The 21,752-nt window shown below is 33.8% G+C and carries 16 protein-coding genes, 1 tRNA gene and 2 pseudogenes; 4 read left to right on the top strand and 15 right to left on the bottom strand.

Features of this window, described 5'->3' with window-relative positions:
* Positions 1 to 2 precede the first annotated feature (2 nt).
* From cas6 to CKV72_RS04340, 15 genes and pseudogenes are all read right to left on the bottom strand, one after another.
* Entirely contained in the window at positions 3 to 740 is a 738-nt protein-coding gene (gene cas6, locus CKV72_RS04410; RefSeq protein WP_095177588.1) for a CRISPR-associated endoribonuclease Cas6, read from the bottom strand.
* Between the two features lie 62 nt (positions 741 to 802).
* On the bottom strand, positions 803 to 1,753 hold the full coding sequence (locus CKV72_RS04405; protein WP_095177587.1) for a helix-turn-helix transcriptional regulator: 951 nt from the start codon (positions 1,751 to 1,753) through the stop codon (positions 803 to 805).
* Positions 1,754 to 1,967: 214 nt separating this feature from the next.
* Positions 1,968 to 2,043: transfer RNA gene (locus CKV72_RS04400), tRNA-Pro, on the bottom strand.
* 144 nt (positions 2,044 to 2,187) lie between these two features.
* Complete coding sequence (gene spoIVA, locus CKV72_RS04395; RefSeq protein ID WP_089867498.1) at positions 2,188 to 3,666, bottom strand: stage IV sporulation protein A; 1,479 nt, start codon at positions 3,664 to 3,666, stop codon at positions 2,188 to 2,190.
* A gap of 132 nt (positions 3,667 to 3,798) precedes the next feature.
* Positions 3,799 to 4,794, bottom strand: a complete 996-nt coding sequence (locus CKV72_RS04390; RefSeq protein ID WP_095177585.1) for an NAD(P)H-dependent glycerol-3-phosphate dehydrogenase — start codon at positions 4,792 to 4,794, stop codon at positions 3,799 to 3,801.
* 1 nt (position 4,795) lies between these two features.
* Positions 4,796 to 6,112, bottom strand: coding sequence for a ribosome biogenesis GTPase Der (der, locus tag CKV72_RS04385; protein ID WP_089867496.1), 1,317 nt, complete (start codon positions 6,110 to 6,112; stop codon positions 4,796 to 4,798).
* Positions 6,113 to 7,428 (bottom strand): annotated as a pseudogene (locus CKV72_RS04380) (DUF512 domain-containing protein).
* 130 nt (positions 7,429 to 7,558) lie between these two features.
* The gene (pstB, locus tag CKV72_RS04375) at positions 7,559 to 8,308 is read right to left on the bottom strand and encodes a phosphate ABC transporter ATP-binding protein PstB (RefSeq protein WP_095177584.1); all 750 of its coding nucleotides are present in this window, start codon (positions 8,306 to 8,308) and stop codon (positions 7,559 to 7,561) included.
* Between the two features lie 10 nt (positions 8,309 to 8,318).
* Positions 8,319 to 9,206 carry a phosphate ABC transporter permease PstA gene (pstA, locus tag CKV72_RS04370; RefSeq protein ID WP_095177583.1) on the bottom strand — a complete coding sequence of 296 codons (888 nt, stop codon included), beginning with the start codon at positions 9,204 to 9,206 and terminating at the stop codon, positions 8,319 to 8,321.
* A complete protein-coding gene (pstC, locus tag CKV72_RS04365) occupies positions 9,206 to 10,132 on the bottom strand; it encodes a phosphate ABC transporter permease subunit PstC (RefSeq protein ID WP_095177581.1) in 927 nt (308 codons plus the stop codon). Before pstC ends, pstA begins: the two co-directional genes overlap by 1 nt.
* A 19-nt stretch (positions 10,133 to 10,151) precedes the next feature.
* Positions 10,152 to 11,036 carry a phosphate ABC transporter substrate-binding protein gene (locus CKV72_RS04360; protein WP_089867487.1) on the bottom strand — a complete coding sequence of 295 codons (885 nt, stop codon included), beginning with the start codon at positions 11,034 to 11,036 and terminating at the stop codon, positions 10,152 to 10,154.
* A gap of 208 nt (positions 11,037 to 11,244) precedes the next feature.
* A pseudogene (locus CKV72_RS04355) lies at positions 11,245 to 12,542 on the bottom strand (DUF4368 domain-containing protein).
* 57 nt (positions 12,543 to 12,599) lie between these two features.
* Positions 12,600 to 12,803: a transposon-encoded TnpW family protein gene (locus CKV72_RS04350; protein WP_095177580.1), complete on the bottom strand. Its 204-nt coding sequence runs from the start codon at positions 12,801 to 12,803 to the stop codon at positions 12,600 to 12,602.
* A gap of 75 nt (positions 12,804 to 12,878) precedes the next feature.
* Positions 12,879 to 13,394 (bottom strand): phage major capsid protein, encoded by a 516-nt coding sequence (locus CKV72_RS04345; RefSeq protein WP_089862884.1) that lies wholly within the window; start codon positions 13,392 to 13,394, stop codon positions 12,879 to 12,881.
* A 271-nt stretch (positions 13,395 to 13,665) separates the two neighbouring features.
* A complete protein-coding gene (locus CKV72_RS04340) occupies positions 13,666 to 14,922 on the bottom strand; it encodes a phage/plasmid primase, P4 family (RefSeq protein ID WP_242955740.1) in 1,257 nt (418 codons plus the stop codon).
* A 656-nt stretch (positions 14,923 to 15,578) separates the two neighbouring features.
* Between CKV72_RS04340 and CKV72_RS04335 the strand changes: the two genes are divergently transcribed.
* The 4 genes from CKV72_RS04335 to CKV72_RS04320 are packed head-to-tail and all read left to right on the top strand — an operon-like array spanning position 15,579 to position 21,721.
* Complete coding sequence (locus CKV72_RS04335; RefSeq protein WP_024822623.1) at positions 15,579 to 15,800, top strand: helix-turn-helix domain-containing protein; 222 nt, start codon at positions 15,579 to 15,581, stop codon at positions 15,798 to 15,800.
* Positions 15,801 to 15,804: 4 nt separating this feature from the next.
* Positions 15,805 to 17,373, top strand: coding sequence for a type I restriction-modification system subunit M (locus CKV72_RS04330; protein ID WP_095177578.1), 1,569 nt, complete (start codon positions 15,805 to 15,807; stop codon positions 17,371 to 17,373).
* Positions 17,370 to 18,623, top strand: coding sequence for a restriction endonuclease subunit S (locus CKV72_RS04325; protein ID WP_095177577.1), 1,254 nt, complete (start codon positions 17,370 to 17,372; stop codon positions 18,621 to 18,623). Before CKV72_RS04330 ends, CKV72_RS04325 begins: the two co-directional genes overlap by 4 nt.
* Positions 18,620 to 21,721 (top strand): type I restriction endonuclease subunit R, encoded by a 3,102-nt coding sequence (locus tag CKV72_RS04320; protein WP_095177576.1) that lies wholly within the window; start codon positions 18,620 to 18,622, stop codon positions 21,719 to 21,721. Before CKV72_RS04325 ends, CKV72_RS04320 begins: the two co-directional genes overlap by 4 nt.
* Positions 21,722 to 21,752: the final 31 nt, after the last annotated feature.

The following is a 21,752-nucleotide window of genomic DNA, read 5'->3' as shown; positions in this document are numbered from 1 at the left end:
CCCTAACTTAAAACTTCAATCATTCCAAATCCTTGAGAGCGTTTAAACCCTAAACCTAAATTATATATATCTTTTAAATCTTCTATATCTCCAATAAGTTTAAAAATTCCCATATAGCCATTTATATAATAATCTTTTTTCCCTGTATTATTTTCAAAATTTTTAATATACTCTTTAACTACTCTTTTTTTCATTTTCAGAGGAATAAATTGGAGCTTTTTATTTAATCCATATCCTCTATAGTTTTTTAATATTTTATCAGTTATATAATTTAATTCTTTTAAAAATTCTATTTCATTTATGTCCAATGGTTTATTATCAATATCTTTAATACATATAGGTGATAATGCATTAAAAATAACTTCTGTATTATTTATATTTTTTTCTTTAACTAAGGTAATACTTTTTTTAGTTAATTTGTATTCTTTTTTATAGTTAAAATTTTTCATTTTTAACAATCCATTATATAAGTTAAATGCAAATTCATAATCTGGAGAGGATATATATAATATTACTTTGTCCTCTACTTTAAAAATATTGGCTTCTTTTTTAAATCCACTTATATACACTGAAAAGCAGAAATTTTTTGATTTTTTATTTTTTTTATCACCATCATAAAAATACAACTTTTGATAATAATCTTCATTGCTAATTTTTAAAGCTTCTTTTATTAAGCTTACAAACATGAACTGATAAGCAACAGGAATTTTTTCTGTTTTAAATTCACATTTTAGTCTCATAAATTCACCTCCTAAATACAATTATATATATTATTGTGGACATATAGTGGCACTAATTATAATTAATTGTAATTTTTTAAATTTTTGTTTAAATCATCTATTATTTCTTGTCTAAAATTTAAAGGTTTTATTACTTCTATACTACTTCCCATACTTAATATCCAACTTTTTATTTCTGTTTTTCCCTTCATTTTAGCATTAAATATAATATAATCACCTTTTTCTAAAATCCTTTGATTTTCAACCCATATTTTTTCTTTTATTATCTTTGCCATAGGATATTTTATTTTTAAAACTAAATTAATTTCATCATCCTTATATATTCCAAAACAATTTTCCATATATTTTTCTATATTAAATTCTTTATCTTTTTTAAACTTTTCTTTTAAAATCTCATATTCTTGTATTCTATATATTTTAAATTGTCTTATAGATTTTCTAAGTTCACAATATCCAACACAATATAAATCACCTTTATATTGAAAAATAGCATAGGGTCTTATTATTCTATTACTTAGCTTGGAATTTAATCCTTCATATTTTATATTTATTTTATTTCTAGTTAATATTGCAGAGGTTAAATCCATCCACAACTTTTTATCTTTTGGATAATTTGATTTAGATTTTATACTCTTAATAAAGTATTGAGTATATTGTAAATTACTATTCCTCTCACTCATGTTTTTAAGTGCATTAATTTTATCAAATAATAATCTACAATCCTTACAATAAATAGCATTTATTTGTTGTAACTGATCTACAGCTGTTAAAAGTATATTAAATTCTTCTTTATTTAAATCCCCAGATAATAAATAATCTTTATTTTCATATACATATCCTCCATATTTTCCTGGAATACTTTTTATATATATTTGAGCCATTTCTAAATCCTGTTTATATCTTCTAACTTCTCTTTCTGATACTTCTAATTCGTGAGCTAATTCTTTTATCTTCATTTTTCCTCTACTTTTTAGCAAAATTAACATTGTTAGTGCATTGCTTACCCTGCTCATTCTTCATATTTCCTCCCATTAATACAAGTATATTATATTTCTTCTATATTAGTACATTATCTCCTGCTAATATAGTCCAATAATACTAGAATACTAGGGACGGTTAATGAAACTTTACTAAATATTATTAGTAAAATTTCATTAACCGTCCCCACTTTTTTTCCCCACCAAATACAAAATAAAAGGGTTGTGTTTCCACAACCCTTGATATTACTGGTCTGAGTAACAGGACTTGAACCTGCGACCTCATGCACCCCATGCATGCACGCTACCATCTGCGCTATACCCAGATAACAACCTCATTATATCATAATTTTACATAAACTCAACTTTGCTTAGCCAACAACTAACAGTGAACAATAAATATAAATAGGCTCTTCTTCCTATTGTCAGAAGAGCTTTAATTTTATTAGATAATAAAGTATCCATTTAAACTATAAAATAATGCAAATTAGTCCACCATTGCCTTCATTTATAATCTTTTGCAGAGTTTTTTGTATTTTTATTTGAACATCTTCTGGCATTCTATAAAGTTTACTTTGTAATCCTTCTTTTACTAGTACTTCTAAGGATTTACCAAACATATTGCTTTCCCAAATCTTTGATGGATCGCTTTCAAATTGTTCTAATAAGTTTTTAACTAATTCTTCACTTTCTCTTTCAGTGCCCATTATAGGTGATATTTCTGTTTCTATGTCTGCCTTTATAAAATGTAATGAAGGGGCACTGGCCTTTAATTTAACTCCATATCTATTACCTTGTTTTACTATTTCAGGTTCTTCTAGTTTCATTTCTGACAACTGAGGTGCTACTAGTCCATATCCTAATTCTTTTACATCTATTAGGGCACCTTCAATTTTATCGTACTCTAATTTTGCATTATGCATATCCTTCATTATCTCCATTAGATGATTTTCGTCTTCTATTTCTTTATCGCAAATTTCTCCTAAGATCTTATAAAACAATCCATTTTTAGGACTTAAAACCACTCTGGCAGTTCCTTCTCCCATATTCATTTCATCTAATATAGATTTTTCTAAAAACTCTGCTTCTCTTATTTCTTCCACTACCTTTGATACATCTCTTACTTTATAAATACTCTTACTCATATCCTTTACTAAATTTATGAAATTTAGTTTTAACCAATGGCTTCTGTCTAGTTTTTCTATCCATGCTGGCATATCTATATTTATTTCTTGTACTGGGAATTCTTTAAGTACCCTACTAAATACACTTATGATGTCCTCTTCCTTCATGTTTAATATGTCCATAATTTGTACTGGTACATCATATTTTTGTTCCATTTCCTTTCTCAACTCTATGGTTTCAGGATTTAATGGATTTCTAGAATTAAGTAGCATTATAAAAGGCTTATTTATACCTTTTAATTCCTCTACTACCCTTTCTTCTGTTTCTACATAATCTTCTCTAGCTATATCTGCAATAGTTCCATCAGTAGTTACCAAAATTCCTATGGTAGAATGCTCATTTATAACCTTTTTTGTGCCGATTTCTGCCGCTTCTTCAAAGGGAATTTCATAGTCATACCAAGGAGTACTTACCATCTTAGCCTTTCCTTCTTCCATATACCCTTGGGCACCTTTTACAATATATCCTACGCAATCCACCATTCTAACCTTAAATTTAGTACCTTCATCTAAATTAATTTCTACTGCCTCATTTGGTACAAATTTAGGTTCTGTAGTATGAATAGATTTACCTGAAGAACTTTGTGGAAGCTCATCCTGAGCTCTTTTTTTCTTATATTCATTATCTATGTTAGGTATAACCATAAGTTCCATAAATTTTTTAATAAAAGTGGATTTACCAGTTCTTACAGGACCAACTACTCCTACATATATGTCACCTTGAGTTCTTTCTGCTATATCTTTATATATACTAAAGTTTTCCAAGTCTGTTTTCCCTCCTACAAACTAATATTAACACTATATATATATTTTACTTAGACCATAAATATTACATATAAAAAAAGTAATCTATAGAAATTTTAAATTCTACAGATTACTTTTAAATACAAATTAAATTTATTCATCTTTTTTATCTCTAGTCATCAATTCATATACACAGTATTTAGCATCTTCACCCTCAAATAGTACCCTATACAGAGCATCTGTTATTGGCATAGAAACTTTTAACTTTTCTTTTAACTCATAGAAAGCCTTACAAGCTTTTATACCTTCTACTACCATACCTACTTCTTCTACAGCCTCTTCCATAGATAAACCTTTTCCTATTAAAAGACCAGCTCTTCTATTTCTACTGTGCATACTAGTACAGGTTACTATCATGTCTCCCATACCTGTTAGTCCCCAAAAGGTTTCCCTTTTTCCTCCTAACTTTTCTCCAATTCTTATTATTTCATTTATTCCCCTTGTCATAAGAGCAGCTTTGGTATTATCTCCATATCCTATTCCATCAGATATACCTGCCGCTAGAGCAATTATATTTTTTACTGCTCCACCTATTTCAACGCCTATTATATCATCGTTAGTATATACTCTAAACTTATTTGTAATAAATAAATTTTGTACTTCTAAAGATGCTTCCATATTTTCTGACGTAACTACTACAGTAGTTGGTATATCTTGTGCTACCTCTTCTGCATGACTTGGTCCCGAAAGTATTACTACAGGATTTTTAGGTAATTCCTCTTTTATAATTTGAGATAATCTTTTTCCACTGTGTTCCTCTATACCCTTTGCCACACTTATTATAATAGCATCTTCTTCTAAATAGTTTTTAATATTTTTACATATTTCTCTTATAGCATGGGATGGTACAGAAATAACCACATATTTAGTTTCCTTTAAAGCCTCTTGCATATTTCCATAGGCTTCTACATTTGACGGAATAACCACATTGGGAAGATATTTTATATTTTCTTTTTTTTCGTTTATATCTGCTACTACTTGGGATTTTCTATCCCACATTTTTATGTTATATCCTTTTTTAGCTAACATTATAGCTAAAGCAGTACCGAAGCTTCCTCCACCAATAAAAGTTACACCATTAACTGTCATATTACTCTTTCCTTTCTCTAAACTCCATTTTTATTCCTGTTCCTGTAAAATCAAAACTTTTTCTTATATGATTTTCCAAATATCTTTTATAGGAGAAATGTAATGTTTTAGGATCATTTACAAAGAATACAAAAGTTGGTGGTTTTGTAGCAACTTGAGTTACATAATATATTTTTAATCTATTCATAGCTACTATTGGCGGCTCTTTCATCATTACAGCATTACTTATAACATCATTTAAAACACCTGTACTTATTCTCTTATTATAGTTTGTATAACATTCTTTAGCTAAATCTAAAACTTTACCTACTCTTTGACCTGTTTTAGCTGATATAAAAATATAAGGAGCATAAGTCATAAAAGAAAGTTCAGCTTGAAGTTCTTTTTTAAACTTATTCATGGTATTTGTTTCTTTTTCTATTAAATCCCATTTATTTACAACTACCATAAGAGCTTTATTTAACTCATGAGCATATCCTATTATTTTCTTATCTTGTTCACTTATTCCCTCTTCTGCATCTATTAAAAGTATACATACATCTGCTCTATCTATAGCTGCATAAGTTCTTACTGTACTATATCTTTCTATTTGTTCTTTTACTTTACTTCTTCTTCTAAGTCCTGCCGTATCTATTAATATAAATTTATCCTCATCTCTCTCTAAATAACTATCTATAGCATCTCTTGTAGTTCCTGGTATATTGCTTACTATATTTCTTTCCTCACCTAGTATTTTATTTATAAGAGAAGATTTTCCTACATTTGGTTTTCCAACAAAGGCTATTCTAATATATTCATCATCTTCTTCATTTTCATAGCCTTCTGGGAAGTTTTCTACTACTTTATCTAACATATCTCCTAATCCTAAGGCCTGAGAAGCTGATATAGCTATAGGGTCTCCTATACCTAAATTATAAAATTCGTACATATTATCTTCTTCTTGTATTCTATCTATTTTATTTACCACTAGTACTACTGGTTTTTTACTTTTCCTAAGCATTAATGCTACTTCATTATCTGCTGGTGCTAATCCTTCCTTACCATCTACTATAAACATTATAACATCTGCCATATCTATAGCCATTTCTGCCTGTCTTCTCATTTGAGCTACTATTATATCTTGGCTTTCTGGTTCTATACCACCTGTATCTATTATTGTAAAATTGTGATTTAACCATTCTGCTTTTGCGTATATTCTATCTCTTGTAACTCCTGGTGTATCCTCTACTATAGCAATTCTTTTCCCTGCTAGTTTATTAAATAGTGTAGATTTTCCTACATTTGGTCTTCCTACTATGGCAACTATTGGTTTTCCCATTTAATTCTCCTCCTTGCTGTATGCATTTAGTATCTCTATAAAATCCTCTCCTGTATACTCACATATAATTATTTTTTATTATAAAAATCTTCTAATTCTTTAACTGTTACATCATCTAAAAAAATATCTTCATCAGCCTTTAACATGTTTCTAGGTATTAATATATAGTCTTTTACTTCTTCTTTTTTTAATTGATCTTTTATATCACTTCCTGTAATTAACCCTGCTACAGTTATAGTTTCTCCAAAGAAATTATTAATAATTTCTTTAACTTCTATATCTATTTTATCATTTACTTTTTTTATTTCATCTTTTATTGTTAAAAATTCCTTAGATGCTAATTTTCCCGTTACTAATGTAAAGCTTCCTTTTAAATTTCTATTTAAATTTGGCAGTGTTTCTTTAAACTCTTCTCTTAACATTCTAATCATTCCAACACCATCTTCAATTTGATGAAAACCTTGGTAAAAATCTTTATTAGGTATGGTTTCTTCTGCTACTACATAGAATTCATCAGAAAGTCTAACAAAAGGAGTGCCTACTTCTTTAATATATTTTTCTTGAAGTTTTCTTACTGCATTTAACTGTTCTTTTGCTCCTTCCTTATTATAGGGGTTAAATTTAGCAAGTCCTTCTCTGTATTTTGTTATCCCAATAGGAACTACTGCTACATTTTCTACAGAGGGATATAGTGTATAAAGATCTTCTATAGTCTTTTTTAAATTCTCTCCATCATTTATTCCAGGACAAAGAACTATTTGACAGTTTAAAGTTATAGATGCATCTGCAAGCTTTTTAAGCCTTTCCCATATATTATCTGCAAATCTATTGTTTAACATCCTTTTTCTTAGTTCTCCATCCGTTGTATGTACAGATACATTTATAGGACTTATTCTATATCTTATTATTCTATCTATATCCTCATCCTTCATGTTTGTTAAAGTAACAAAATTACCTTGTAAAAAGGACAACCTAGAATCATCATCTTTAAAGTATAAAGATTTTCTCATTCCCTTTGGTAACTGGTCTATAAAACAAAACATGCAATTATTATGACAGCTTCTAGCCTCATCCATTATACCTTCTTCAAATTCTATACCTAAATCTTCTCCAAATTCTTTTTCTATTTCTATATCCCATATTTCACCATAAGGCTTTTGAACTTGCAATACTATAAAATCATCACCCATATGGAATTTATAATCTAATATATCCTTAATAGTTTCACCATTTATGGAGATTACTATGTCTCCTGGTTCAATTTCTACTTCTTCTCCTATACTATAGGGTAATACTTTTTTTACTTTATTTTTCATATATTCATCTCCTGGTAAACAGTTATCTACTATATTATCTATCTTTAGTTATATTACATTAATATTTTTATTTAGTCAATTATCCCTAATAAAATTAAAGATTTTCTTACAAAAATAAGAAAATCTTGTATTATCCAAATCTTCCTGTTATATAATCTTCTGTTCTTTTGTCTTGAGGATTATGAAATATATTTGAAGTCTTTCCAAATTCTATTACTTCTCCTGATAAAAAAAATGCTGTATCATCAGATATTCTTCCTGCTTGCTGCATATTATGTGTAACTATTATAACTGAATAATCTTCTTTTAAAGTGTGCATTAATTCTTCTATTTTAGATGTAGATATAGGATCTAATGCAGAAGTTGGTTCATCCATTAGTATAAGTTCAGGTTCTATAGCTAATGTTCTTGCTATACAAAGTCTTTGTTGTTGACCTCCAGATAAACCTTGTGCATTTTTATTAAGACTATCTTTAATCTCATCCCATAGTGCTGCTTTTTTTAAGCTCTTTTCTACTATTATATCCAATTCTTTTTTATTTTTTATTCCATGTATTCTAGGTCCATAGGCTACATTGTCATATATAGACATAGGAAAGGGATTTGCTTTTTGAAAAACCATACCTACTCTTTTTCTTAAATCTATTTCATCAAATTCTTTATAAATATCTTTTCCGTCAAAAACTACCTGTCCATCTATAATTACATTTTCTATAAGATCATTCATTCTATTTATACTTCTTAAAAAAGTAGACTTTCCGCAACCTGAAGGACCTATAAGTGCCGTTACTTTATTTTTTTCTATATTCATGTTTATATTTTTTAGTGCTTGGGTTTTTCCATAAAATAAGTTTAAATCCTTTATCTTTACTATATTCATATTATCCCCCTTACTTTTCTCCTACATACTTTCTGTGTATTATATTTAATATAATTCTTGCCATTATATTAAATATTAGAACCATTATTATAAGTACTGCTGAAGATGCATTTCCAACTTTTGTAGCATCTGGTATCATTCCTTCCGAATTCACTTGCCAAATATATACTGCCAATGTTTCTGCTGGTCTCATAGGGTTAAATGGAGAATTAGCTGAAAAAATATTTTGTAAAGAAAATGATAATGGTGGTGCACTCATTCCAGATGTATATAATAATGCTGCTGCTTCTCCAAATATTCTTCCCCCTGCAAGTATTATTCCTGTAAGTATTTGTGGCATGGATACAGGAAGTATGACATTTTTTATAGTTTGCCATCTAGTTGCACCTAATGCAATACTTCCTTCTTTTAATCCCTTTGAGGAAGTTCTTATAGCATTTTCAGAAATTCTAGTCATAGATGGCAGATTTAATATGCTTATAGCTAATGCACCAGATAATAAAGTAAAGCCCCAACCTGTAGCTTTTACAAATACAAGTAATCCAAATAGACCTACTACAATGGATGGAAGAGATGCCATGGTTTCTATGCTTAATCTTATTATGTTTAAAATAAGTCCTTCCTTTGCATATTCTGCAAGATAAATTCCTGCTCCAATGCTTATAGGTGTAGTTATTAGCAAAGAAATTATAAGCATATAAAAAGAATTAAATAATTGTGGTGCAATGCCTCCCCCAGCTTCTCCTATTAAGGGATCTGAAGTTAAAAAACATAAGCTTATATGTCCTAACCCTTTAGTTAGTATATATCCTATTAAACAAATTAATAAAAAAACTATAAAAGCTGATATAAAATATAATACTGTAGTCCAAATTTTATCCTGCGTTTTAACATTCATTATTTTAATTCACTCCTTCTACCTATAATTCTTATAAATATAATAAACATAAAAGAAATAAATAGTAGTATAGATGCTAATGCCCATAATGCATTATTCCAAGGAGTTCCTGATACTGTATTTGCCATATCCATAGTTAGTATAGATGTAAGGGTTGTAGTAGGCTCTAATACACCTTTAGGCAGTTTTATAGTGTTCCCTATAACCATTTGCACCGCTAATGCTTCTCCAAAGGCTCTTGCTAATCCTAAAACTACAGAGGTAAATATTCCACTTTTAGCAGAAGGCAGTATAACCTTTGTAATAGTTTGCCATCTAGTTGCACCTAATGCTAAAGATGCTTCTACATAATCTTTAGGTATGGATTTTATAGCGTCTGAGGATATACTTGCTATAGTTGGAAGTATCATTATTGATAAAACAATCATCCCTGCAAATAAACTAAATCCTAATCCTCCAAAGTTTCTTTTTATAATAGGGATTAATAGAACTATTCCTATCCATCCATATACTACTGAGGGTATTCCTACAAATAGTTCTAATGCTGGTTTAAGAAAATTCTTACCTAATTTAGGTGATATATAATTCATGAAAATGGCTAAAGCTATACTAATTGGAGTAGATATCAAAATAGCACCCGTAGATACTAAAATGGATCCTATTATAAATATAGAAGAACCAAAGCGCGGATTTTCTCCATCTGGATTCCAATTAGAGGAGAATATAAATTCTTTTAGTGAATATCCATCCTCCAAGAATATTTTTATACCTTTTGAAAATATAAAGAATATTATTAAAAAGGTTATGGTTACCATAAATATTCCGCATAGTGTAGAAAATATTCTTCCTATATATTCATTTTTTAATTTTGTAAATAGTTTTGTTTTATTTATATTAAGTTTATTACTTATTAAGATTTTTTCCATTTAATCACTCATTTCCACCTTATTTAAAATCTCCTATTGGAATATATCCTAATTTTTCAACATTTTCTTTGTTATCATCGCTCATCATATATTCAAGAAACTCTTTTGTTAAACCTTCTGGCTCACCTTTTGTGTACATATGCTCATAGGACCAGAAAGGATATTTTTTATTTATTATGTTTTCTTTTGTAGCTTCGACTCCATCAATTTTTAATAACTTTAATCCTTGTAATTTTTCTTCTGTTAAATAAGATAATGCAAGATAGCTTATAGATCCTTTAGTAGCTTGTATAGATTTAGAAACTGCATCACTAGAATCCTGAATTATTCCGATATCTTCCTTTTCATTCTTGTCTTCCATAATAGTATCTTTAAAAGTAGCTCTTGTTCCAGAAGATTTTGGTCTATTTATTACATTTATTTTTAAATCTTCTCCCCCTACTTCTTTCCAGTTAGTATATTTTCCTGTAAATATACCCTGTATTTGTTCTTTTGTTAGATTGTCTACTTTTACGTCTTTATGAGTTACAATTGAAAATCCTATAACACATACTTTATGATCTACTAATTCTTTGGCTTTCTCCTTATCTTTTAATTTTGATTCTGCTGGTACATCAGAATTTCCTATTTCAACTGTTCCTTCAGATACTTGACTAATTCCTGCACCACTTCCTCCCCCTTGAACATTTATAGTAACTTTTGGTTTTTTTTCTTTAAATTTTTTAGCTGACTCTTCTACTAAAGGCTTCAATGCTGTTGAACCTAAAGAAGTAATAGTTTGTGTTTTTTCCCCTTTAGAAGTATCCTTTGAATTATTATCTTTCCCACTACAAGCTGCAAATACCATAGATGTTGTTGTTATTAAAAGAGCTGTAAGTAAGAGTTTTAGATTATTTTTTTTCATATAAAGAACCTCCAATTTATTATAATTTTTTCTTTCTATACAAATTATAATAAATCTAAGTTAAGCACATATTACCCCTTTGTTAAAATAAGTTAACCCCCTTTTTACAATGTAAAAAGAGGCTGCCCTTAGGAGCGGTCAGATAGGGATTTATAATTCCTAAAAAATTCGGCATAGTCGTTGATATTCGGCTATGCCGTTTTTTCGTTTATTTTGGTAAGTCGATAGCACCAATGCAGTTATAGAAAATTTGAATCCGCTGGGTTCTGCGGCCATCTACCTTTTCAGCCTTGAATACTATAATTTTGTCAATGAACTCTCGAATAATCTCTGCATCCAATTCTGTAATTTCTGTGTACTTTTTAACCAGTGCCAAAAAACGGTCGGTATTTAGAGACTGTTCATTTGCTGTATCAATAGTATGTTTTAATTTGGTTATCCTTTCTTCCAGTACCTTCTGCTCGGCTTCATATTCAGCCGACATCTTGTAAAAACGCTCTTCGGGAATTTTGCCCATCACATTGTCCTCATATAGCTTTCGAATGATTTTGTCTATGTCAGCAATACGAGCCTGAGCTTGTTCGTACTCCTTTTTACTTTGGCGGAGTTCTTTGGCAAGTTCCTTAGTCCCCTCATCAATAATTGCTTCATGGGTATTTTTGAAAACCAGCCAATCTTCTGGATTGTTCATTATCTTGACTTTGCTCTTATATGACTTTTTAGAAGTCTTGAAATTCACTGTGTGGCCTAGATATTCCATTTTAGCCAGAATATATGCTACGGTACGAGCCGACCAAGCATATGGGTTTTCAGGTGGTCTTGTTGGAGTGTTAATACCCATTTTGCGAAGATGAACCGTAGGTGTATCAATGCATCGCTTTTCAAGTTGCTTTGCTATCTGCGTGGGTCCAAAGCCAGCCATGCACAGTCGGAAAATATCTCTGACCACTTCGGCGGCTTTCTCATCTATAATCCAGTGCAACTTATCTTCAGGGTCTTTAATATAACCGTAAGGTGGATTGGTGCAGAGTGGCTTACCAGATTGTCCCTTGGATTTGAACACAGCACGGATTTTCTTGCTAGTATCCTTAGCGTACCATTCATTAATAATGTTAAGAAACGGTGTAAAGTCACTGTCTGCTTGGTTTGCACTATCAATACCGTTGTTAATAGCAATGAATCGTACATCTGCTTCAGGAAACATAATCTCGGTATAATAACCTACTTTAAGGTAATCCCTGCCAAAGCGTGACATATCCTTAATGATAATCGTTCCGATTCTACCGGACTCTACATCTGCAATCATGCGGTTAAAGTCTGGTCTATCAAAAGTTGTACCGCTGACCCCATCATCCACATAAAATTCGATGTTGCGAAAACCGTTGTCCTCAGCATACTTTCAAGCTCATCATCACGGGAAAGCCTGCAGTACAGAGCAGTAATTTTCGCTTCTTCAAATGCTAATGTTGATTTACGTATAGTGCTAAATGTTGACTGTCTATTCATTTTTATCCTCCATTTCCGACAGTCTTCAAGCGGTTTAGCACTATGTATATTACCGTACTACCTTGAAGAAGTCGAGTTGATTTCCGTGGGTTTATATGAACTATCTGATAACTTTGAAAGGTTTTTTGCGTTGACTGTAATCAGTCGTTTCAGCTTGGAATATACACTTTCCTTTGCTGAATCACTTATTCGTGATTCCACCACATAGACCGTACCTCCGATATCGGATTTGGTTGTGCGGCAGTTACTTTGGTTTTCCATATCGTGACCTCCTGTCCGATGTTTTGAAGGAACTGGCACTGAGCAGAATTGATGACTCAGTGCCTAATCCATTATTTAAGCTTTTATTTGTAATATTTTCAGAGCATCCGGTTGAATTAGCTTCCCATCCAATCTCTCGTAAGCAGAAAATCCGATTTGCCCCTGCAATGCATCAGCCTTGCCAAAACGCTTTGCAAAATCACCCATCAAATATTTTTCAAGATTAAAGTTCATATCGGTGACAAATGAGCGGTTTAGCTTGACAAGAGATGCCAGCTTGTATGATTTCACCAGAAACTGTGTAAATGTATCGGCACTTTCGGGGATTGGATCTCCGTCTTCAACCCAATCTGCTGTACTCGTTGAGGATACCGCTTGAATTTTACCTTCTGCAGAAGATAGATTGATAACAGTAACAAATCTGCGGAATATATTCTCCTTTGCCAAAGCAGTGTTAAAGCCTTCTCGGAACTCATCTGGTGCGACATAGGCTCCTGCATTATCAAAGCCCTCGCTTAGATTTTGATTATTTTCTTCTTTTCCTTTCATAACATTCCAAAACGCTCTATTATAAGTTGTTGAAGTTGCCATAATCCTTTACCTCCTAAATTTTATTAAATGTGGGGTATATACCCTGTTTGAAACCGCGTTTTTTTACGCGTTGCCCCACGCCCGTTGTCCAGATGAAAAGGTGTGGAGATTTGACCTCCCCTAGGGGCAGGTATCAACACATGGAGTTGTATCCATTGTTTTAGTGTTTTTAAGCTTTGTAGCAAGATGTAGCAGGTAAAAACTAAACTCTCTATACGAGAGCGTTTTTTCATATAACCTGTTTTACTTGCTACAAGCTGCTACAATGTGTTTAAAGGAGGAAAAACTCATCGTCATTGGCCAGCTTATAGCCCATTAAAAGTGTGGTCATCCCACCGCCAGAACGTGGTCGTTTCCGCTCCACACGGGCGATGGCGGACAAGGCCTGTTTGAAGTTTCTGGCATTTTCCGAATAACAGCCATTGGCACTACACCAGCGTTGATATCGGGCATACACTTCGGATGTCCGCACCTCACTGTTAGGACTTTCTTCCAAGGCATCTTCAAAGAACAATGCTATCTTGTCGCTGTCATGCTTGTAAGCATCCGTGGCTGTCTTGACGGAATCGGGTAAAGTCAAGCCTTCCTTCTTTAACAGCCGATAGCCTTCAATGAGCCAGTTGAGGATAGCACTTTGATTCTCCGGTTTGGCAAATTCACGTTTTAGGCTTTTATCCTGCTCGCTTTCATCGAAATGTCGTTCAAAGGGGATAATCACCACTCTGCCACTGGAAAATAGCGTCATATCTGTAATAACGGGCAGATAATTGGTGTTGATATACAACTTGAACTTCGGTGAGAAGTCAAAGGAATTCTCGTGCAGAAACCTTGCATTAATGGTGTCACCGCCCGTCATGCTTTTTACCTGCGCAGCATTTAGGACAAGGCCTCTGCTAGGTTCGGAGATATTCACAAAGCGAACTCCTGCAAGCCGGGCAATATCTTCACTGGGACTTGAACTATTATTGTTCTTTTTCAGACTGATAGTTTCCGGCCTTGCGGTACAGCCATAGCTGCCTAATACTTTTAGAATGCTCTCGCATAGCGTACCTTTACCGTTTCGAGTTGTAGCACCATCTGCATACACATTGCCCGTTACGGTAACAAAGCGGTTTGTTGCTCCAGCCACATAGACCTCAACTCCCAGCTTTCTGTTGTTGATATAGTATTTTGTTTTGTCAAAGTCATAGCCTGTGGCCTTAAAGAAAATATGCAACCCTTTCCCAGATGGACTGTGTTCCATATAACAACCACTAAAAGCCTCTACAACATTTTGGGTAACAGGCTTAAGCTTACCACCACTATCAAAGCAATCATCTAAGTCGATAACACATATGTCATTACCCACCAAAAATCCGATACCGTCATAATCACTTATAGCAGCAACCGCAGAACTAAAATCTTTAAATGTACTCCGCTGATCTGCTTTTGCCCTTTTTCCTGTTACCGGGTTATAGGGAACTTTGGTTTTTCTGCCGCTTCGCTCTTCATATTTCCAACAGCAAAACTGTGGCATATCTTTAAGCACCTGTGGCAAGTTCTCGTATTGTATATTCAGTTATTTCACCTCCTTGTCTTTTATTAATGACCCGAAACGCTACTGTTCCAGAGGGTTTGCCTTGTTTGACACAACCTCGTTATCTTTCAAGGAATACGCTCGGAATTATCGTCATGGCATATTCTGCTTGAAATATCTCTTGCATTTCGGGGTATTCAGTTGTCAAGGAGCAGTGAGAGAAAAACTATGCTTTCATTGGTGGATTATTTTTCCTCTCACCTTATAGCCACGGCAGGGCACATTAGTTGAGGATTTTAGAAAAATATTTTCCTTCCTCATCCATAAGCGAAGAATTCTATTGATTCGAACCCCCTAAAATAAAAAACAGCCTGTCTACTTTCCAGAAAAGACGGCTGTAATGCTTATGCTTTTGCTCAAATTTGAGCGAAAGTGGTATTAAATTTAAGAAGGCTTAATGTTATAACTTTGCCTTTGGTTTTACAAATAGACTTACAGACATTTTTGTCTAAAAGTATTTATTTAAATAAAAATCAAAAATAATGGCATACACAACTATCATTATCTTTGTTAACATTGTAAAATTACTTCACAAACACAGAATTATCATGTTATTTTTGAAGAAAATGTGCTATAATGGAAAAAACATATATAAAGAGGTGACCAAGATGACCGTTAGCTATAAAAAGCTTTGGAAATTGTTGATTGACCGCGATATGAAGAAGAAAGATTTACAAGCTGCTGCGGGAATAAGTCCATCTTCAATTTCAAAGCTTTCTAAAAACGAATATGTCAGTATGGACGTTCTTGTAAAGGTTTGTACGGCGCTTGGCGTTGATTTTAAAGATATCATGGAATTAGTGCCTAATATGGTTGAAGAAAGGAAGTAGAGCTATGGAAAACAACAGAAAAGAACAAGAACGGGCGGAATTACACCGCACGATATGGAATATGGCAAATGATCTAAGAGGCAGCGTAGATGGTTGGGACTTTAAACAATATGTTCTAGGTATGCTGTTTTATCGATACATATCTGAAAATATTACTGCCTACATTAATGCAGGAGAATGGGAAGCTGGCAATACGGAGTTTGATTATGCTAAGCTATCCGACGAAGAAGCAGAACAGGCACGAGAGGATTTAGTTAAGACAAAGGGCTTCTTTATTTTACCCAGCGAACTTTTTGAAAATGTCCGAACTCGTGCAAAGGACGATGAAAACTTAAATGAAACACTAGAGCAGATTTTCAGTAATATAGAAGCATCTGCGCAAGGAACAGAGAGTGAAGATAATTTCAAAGGCTTGTTTGACGATATTGATGTTAACAGCAATAAGCTAGGTAACACTGTAGCAAAGCGTAATGAAAAGTTAGTTAAGCTAATGAATTCTGTTGGAGAAATGAAGCTGGGAGATTACAAAGACAATACCATAGATGCATTCGGTGATGCTTATGAATTTTTAATGGGTATGTATGCATCCAATGCAGGAAAAAGTGGTGGTGAATACTATACGCCGCAGGAGGTTTCTGAACTCCTTACCCATCTTACAATCGTGGGAAAAACCGAAGTGAACAAGGTTTATGACCCTGCCTGTGGTTCTGGCTCTCTACTACTCAAGTTTGCCAAAATCCTTGGTAAAGAAAATGTACGACAAGGCTTCTTCGGTCAAGAAATCAACATTACAACCTACAACCTGTGCCGAATCAATATGTTCCTGCACGATATTGATTATGACAAATTTGATATTGCCCTTGGTGACACGCTAACAGATCCGCAACATTGGGATGATGAGCCTTTTGAAGCCATTGTATCAAATCCACCTTACTCTATTAAATGGAAGGGCGACAATGATCCTATTTTGATTAACGATCCCCGTTTTTCTCCAGCGGGAGTATTGGCTCCTAAATCCAAGGCAGATCTTGCTTTTATTATGCATAGCCTTTCTTGGCTTGCAACAAACGGAACAGCGGCTATTGTATGTTTCCCTGGTGTAATGTATCGCGGTGGTGCTGAAAAGAAAATCAGGCAGTACCTGATTGACAATAACTATATCGACTGTATCATTCAGTTACCGGATAACTTGTTCTATGGTACCAGCATTGCTACCTGCATTATGGTGCTGAAGAAGTCTAAATCAGAAAATAGCACCTTATTTATCGATGCTTCAAAGGAATTTGTTAAGGTTACGAATAACAACAAGCTAACACAGGAAAATATTGAGACCATTCTTAATGCATTTAAGGAAAGAAAAGATATTGAGCATTTTGCTAGGCTTGTGCCAAACAGTGAAATAGCTGAACAAGATTATAACCTGTCTGTTTCTACCTATGTTGAACAAGAGGATACCAGAGAAAAGATTGATATTGTTGCCCTCAATGCTGAGATAGAAAAAATTGTGGCGAGAGAGCAGATTTTAAGGGAAGAAATAGATAAGATTATTGCAGAAATTGAGGTGGGCAAATGAGCAGGTTAGATGAGCTGATAGCAGAGCTTTGTCCGAATGGAGTTGAACGAAAATCACTATGGGAAGTCACCATCTGGGATAAAAAATTTAATGCAGTAGATAGGAGGAAGCAACCCAAAATCATCAAATATCCTTATTTACTTGCATCGAAACTTTTTGATCTAGAAAAAGAGGGGGGAAATGTATTTCTTCTTTCAACTGGCGAGCAAACAGGATGGACAACTGAAGAACTTGCAGGTGATAATCTATGTGAGGGAGAAGTCGTAACAATTCCTTGGGGAAAATCACGTCCTGTAAAGGATGTAATAAAGTATTACAAAGGAAAATTTGTTACGGCTGATAATCGTATTGCGACATCAGCTGATACTACAATTTTATCAAATAAATATTTATATTATTGGTTACTTAGTCAAGGGGAAGTAATAGATACATTCTATCGTGGGTCAGGAATAAAGCATCCTAGTATGAAAGATGTATTAGATATGCAAATTCCTCTTCCCCCCTTACCTGTTCAGCAGGAAATTGTCCGTATTCTGGACAATTTCACAGAGCTTACAGCAGAGCTTACAGCAGAGCTTACAGCAGAGCTTACAGCAAGAAGAAAGCAGTATGAGTATTATAGGGATTTGCTGTTGACGTTTGGTGATGATGTGCCAATTGTAAAATTGGGAGAAATCGGTACGATTATACGCGGAAGTGGTCTGCAGAAAAAAGACTTTACTGATCGCGGTGTTGGGTGTATTCACTATGGGCAAATTTACACTTATTATGGTGCTTTCACCTTCGAAACAAAGTCATTTGTATCTCCCGAATTAGCATCTAAACTAAAAAAAGTAAACACGGGTGACATTATCATTGCTGTTACAAGCGAAAATGTTGAAGATGTATGCAAATGTGTAGCATGGCTAGGTGAAAATGAAATTGTTACTGGAGGTCATACAGCCATTCTTAAACATAATCAAAATCCTAAATTTATTTCATATTGTTTGCAGACATACTCCTTTTTTAAGCAAAAACGCAAAATTGCACAAGGCACAAAAGTGATAGAAGTAGCTCCTAAAAAACTTGAGCAAATATCAATTCCATTACCATCATTAGAAGAACAAGAGCGCATCGTAGCCATCCTCGATCGCTTTGACGCTCTCTGCAACGACTTAACCAGCGGTATTCCTGCTGAAATCGAAGCACGTCAAAAGCAGTATGAATATTACAGGGATATACTGTTATCTTTCAAGGAGGTGAAGGCATGAGTATATACAATATCGTTGCAAGTACTGACGAAGCAACGGTTGTTGCCGAATACGCAGCTGAATATAATGTCCGTCCTGAAAAGTATCAGAGCGAGGCAGAACTTGAGCGGGAGTTTATTAAGCAACTGACTTCCCAAGGATATGAATATATTTCAGTGCACAATGAAGCTGCATTGATAGAAAATCTCCGAAAACAACTTGAACTGCTTAATGATTTTACATTTACTGATAGCGAATGGGATAGATTTTTCACAGAATGTATTGCCAATACAAATGAGGGTATTGTTGAAAAAACCAGAAAAATTCAGGATGACCATATCCAGATTCTAAAACGTGAAGATGGAACAACAAAGAACATATACCTTTTGGATAAAAAGAATATCCATAACAATCGTTTGCAGGTTATTAATCAATACGAAGAAGCGAGTGGCAAGCATGAAACCCGATATGATGTAACAATCCTTGTAAATGGACTTCCACTAGTTCATGTAGAGTTAAAGCGTCGTGGTGTTGCTATCCGTGAAGCTTTCAACCAGATAAAAAGATACCAACGTGACAGCTTTTGGGCGGCTTCTGGTTTATTTGAGTATGTGCAAATATTCGTAATCTCAAATGGCACCCATACAAAGTATTATAGCAACACCACAAGAAATGCTCATATCAAGGAGCAAAGCAGCAGTGAACGTCGAAGAAGCAAAAAAACAAGCAACAGCTTTGAATTTACCAGCTTTTGGGCAGATGCAAACAACAAAATTATTCCTGATCTTGTGGACTTTACTAAAACATTTTTTGCCAAGCATACCCTCTTAAATATACTAACAAAATATTGTATCTTTACATCTGAGGATCTGCTCCTTGTAATGCGTCCTTATCAAATAGCTGCTGCAGAACGTATATTATCACGTATTGTAGTATCAACAAACTACAAGAAGATGGGCACAACTGCAGCTGGAGGATATATTTGGCATACAACAGGCTCTGGTAAGACATTGACCAGTTTTAAGACAGCTCAATTAGCTTCTGCCTTGCCTTACATAGACAAGGTACTGTTTGTCGTTGACCGTAAAGATCTGGATTATCAGACCATGAAGGAATATGACCGTTTTGAAAAGGGAGCTGCTAATGGTAATACGTCCACAAGAGTTCTTCAAAGACAATTGGAAGACAGGGATGAAAAAGGAAATCCTCATGAATACAAAATCATTGTAACCACTATTCAGAAGTTGGATATATTTATACGTAAAAATAAACAGCATGATATTTATAAGAAACACGTGGTACTGATTTTTGATGAGTGCCACCGTTCCCAATTTGGCGAAATGCATCAAGCTATCACGAAGAGTTTTAAGAACTACCATATCTTCGGCTTTACGGGAACTCCGATTTTTGCTGCTAATGCCAGTTCAGGAGGTAACCCATTGCTTCGTACAACCGAGCAGGCCTTTGGAGAAAAGCTACATACCTATACCATTGTAGATGCCATCAATGATGGGAATGTTCTGCCTTTTAGAATAGATTTTATCAATACCATTAAGATGCCTGATTACGTTAATGATAAAAAAGTCTATAGCATAGATAGAGAAAAAGCCTTAGCAGATCCACAGCGAATCAGTGAAATTGTTTCTTATGTTCTTGAACACTTTGATCAAAAGACGAAGCGCAATAGTTATTACACATTCTCTGCGAAATGGGAAGAAGCAGATAAGCACAACCCTAAAAAGATGATAGAAAAGCGTGAAACAAGGCGAGTTGCCGGTTTCAACTCCATATTTGCTGCTGCATCCATCCCAATGGCAATCAGATACTATAATGAGTTTAAGAAGCAGATAGCGGAAAAGAACCGTAACCTTACCATTGCAACTATTTTCAGTTTTAGTGCAAATGAAGAAGAGCCAGATGGATTGCTTCCTGAAGAGGATTTTAATATGGAAAACCTTGACCAGAGCTCCAGAGATTTTCTTGATGCGGCTATCCGAGATTACAATTCCACATTTAACACGAATTACGATACTTCCTCGGATAAGTTCCAGAATTATTATAAAGACCTCTCTCTTCGTGTAAAGAATCGGGAGATTGATATATTGATTGTTGTTAATATGTTTCTTACAGGCTTTGATGCAACAACCCTAAATACGCTATGGGTAGATAAAAACCTGAGACAGCATGGACTGATTCAGGCTTTTTCAAGAACTAACCGCATCCTAAACAGCGTTAAGACCTATGGTAATATCGTTTGCTTTAGAGATTTGAAAGAAGAAACAGACAAAGCTATTGCACTATTCGGCAATAAGGATGCAGGCGGTATTGTACTGCTAAAAACATTCGATGAATATTATAAGGGATATGATGAAAAAGGTGAACACAAGCCGGGCTATGCTGAATTGATTGCAACCCTTACAACACAGTATCCCCTTGGACAACCTATTCTCGGAGAAGAAGCTGAAAAAGAATTTATCAGGTTATATGGAGCAATACTCAGGCTCAGAAATATTCTTACTTCTTTCGATGACTTTGAAGGAAATGAGATTTTATCTGAAAGGGATTTTCAGGACTATCAGAGCATTTATATTGACCTGTATCAGGAATATAGAAAAGGTGCTGATGGTGACAAAGAAACTATCAATGATGACATAGTTTTCGAGATTGAACTGGTCAAACAGATAGAGGTAAATATTGACTACATCCTTATGCTTGTAGCCAAATATCAACAATCCAACTGTAAGGATAAAACCATTCTTACAACTATTGATAAGGCTATCAATTCAAGTATTGAACTTCGAAGTAAGAAAGAGCTTATCGAGCGTTTTATAGAGCAAGTCAATGTATCGACCAAAGTGGATGAGGATTGGCGCAAATTCCTCCATGAGCGTAAGGAAGCGGATATTTCAGCAATTATAGAAGAAGAAAAATTAAAGCCTGAAGAAACCCGCCGTTTCATCGACAATGCTTTCCGAGATGGAATGCTTAAGACGACCGGTACAGCCATTGATAAAATCATGCCACCTGTATCCCGCTTTGGCGGAGGCAGAGCCGCGAAAAAGCAAGGAATTATCGAAAAACTAATGTTATTCTTTGAGAAGTATTTAGGATTGATATAGATTAATATCAATCGCTAATTCAAAAATAATA

Source organism: Clostridium cochlearium, assembly GCF_900187165.1.
GTDB classification, from domain to species: Bacteria; Bacillota; Clostridia; order Clostridiales; family Clostridiaceae; genus Clostridium_G; species Clostridium_G cochlearium.
Note: the sequence above shows the minus strand (reverse complement) of the source record. Positions and strands in the feature narration are given on the sequence as shown.

Coding starts and splice junctions, on each gene's coding strand:
- CKV72_RS04335 (WP_024822623.1), top strand. CDS start 15,579: ATGACCGTTAGCTATAAAAAGCTTTGGAAATTGTTGATTGACCGCGAT.
- CKV72_RS04350 (WP_095177580.1), bottom strand. CDS start 12,803: ATGGAAAACCAAAGTAACTGCCGCACAACCAAATCCGATATCGGAGGT.
- pstA (WP_095177583.1), bottom strand. CDS start 9,206: ATGAATGTTAAAACGCAGGATAAAATTTGGACTACAGTATTATATTTT.
- CKV72_RS04325 (WP_095177577.1), top strand. CDS start 17,370: ATGAGCAGGTTAGATGAGCTGATAGCAGAGCTTTGTCCGAATGGAGTT.
- CKV72_RS04360 (WP_089867487.1), bottom strand. CDS start 11,036: ATGAAAAAAAATAATCTAAAACTCTTACTTACAGCTCTTTTAATAACA.
- CKV72_RS04345 (WP_089862884.1), bottom strand. CDS start 13,394: ATGGCAACTTCAACAACTTATAATAGAGCGTTTTGGAATGTTATGAAA.
- CKV72_RS04320 (WP_095177576.1), top strand. CDS start 18,620: ATGAGTATATACAATATCGTTGCAAGTACTGACGAAGCAACGGTTGTT.
- CKV72_RS04405 (WP_095177587.1), bottom strand. CDS start 1,753: ATGAGCAGGGTAAGCAATGCACTAACAATGTTAATTTTGCTAAAAAGT.
- pstB (WP_095177584.1), bottom strand. CDS start 8,308: ATGAATATAGTAAAGATAAAGGATTTAAACTTATTTTATGGAAAAACC.
- cas6 (WP_095177588.1), bottom strand. CDS start 740: ATGAGACTAAAATGTGAATTTAAAACAGAAAAAATTCCTGTTGCTTAT.
- CKV72_RS04330 (WP_095177578.1), top strand. CDS start 15,805: ATGGAAAACAACAGAAAAGAACAAGAACGGGCGGAATTACACCGCACG.
- pstC (WP_095177581.1), bottom strand. CDS start 10,132: ATGGAAAAAATCTTAATAAGTAATAAACTTAATATAAATAAAACAAAA.
- CKV72_RS04390 (WP_095177585.1), bottom strand. CDS start 4,794: ATGACAGTTAATGGTGTAACTTTTATTGGTGGAGGAAGCTTCGGTACT.
- der (WP_089867496.1), bottom strand. CDS start 6,112: ATGGGAAAACCAATAGTTGCCATAGTAGGAAGACCAAATGTAGGAAAA.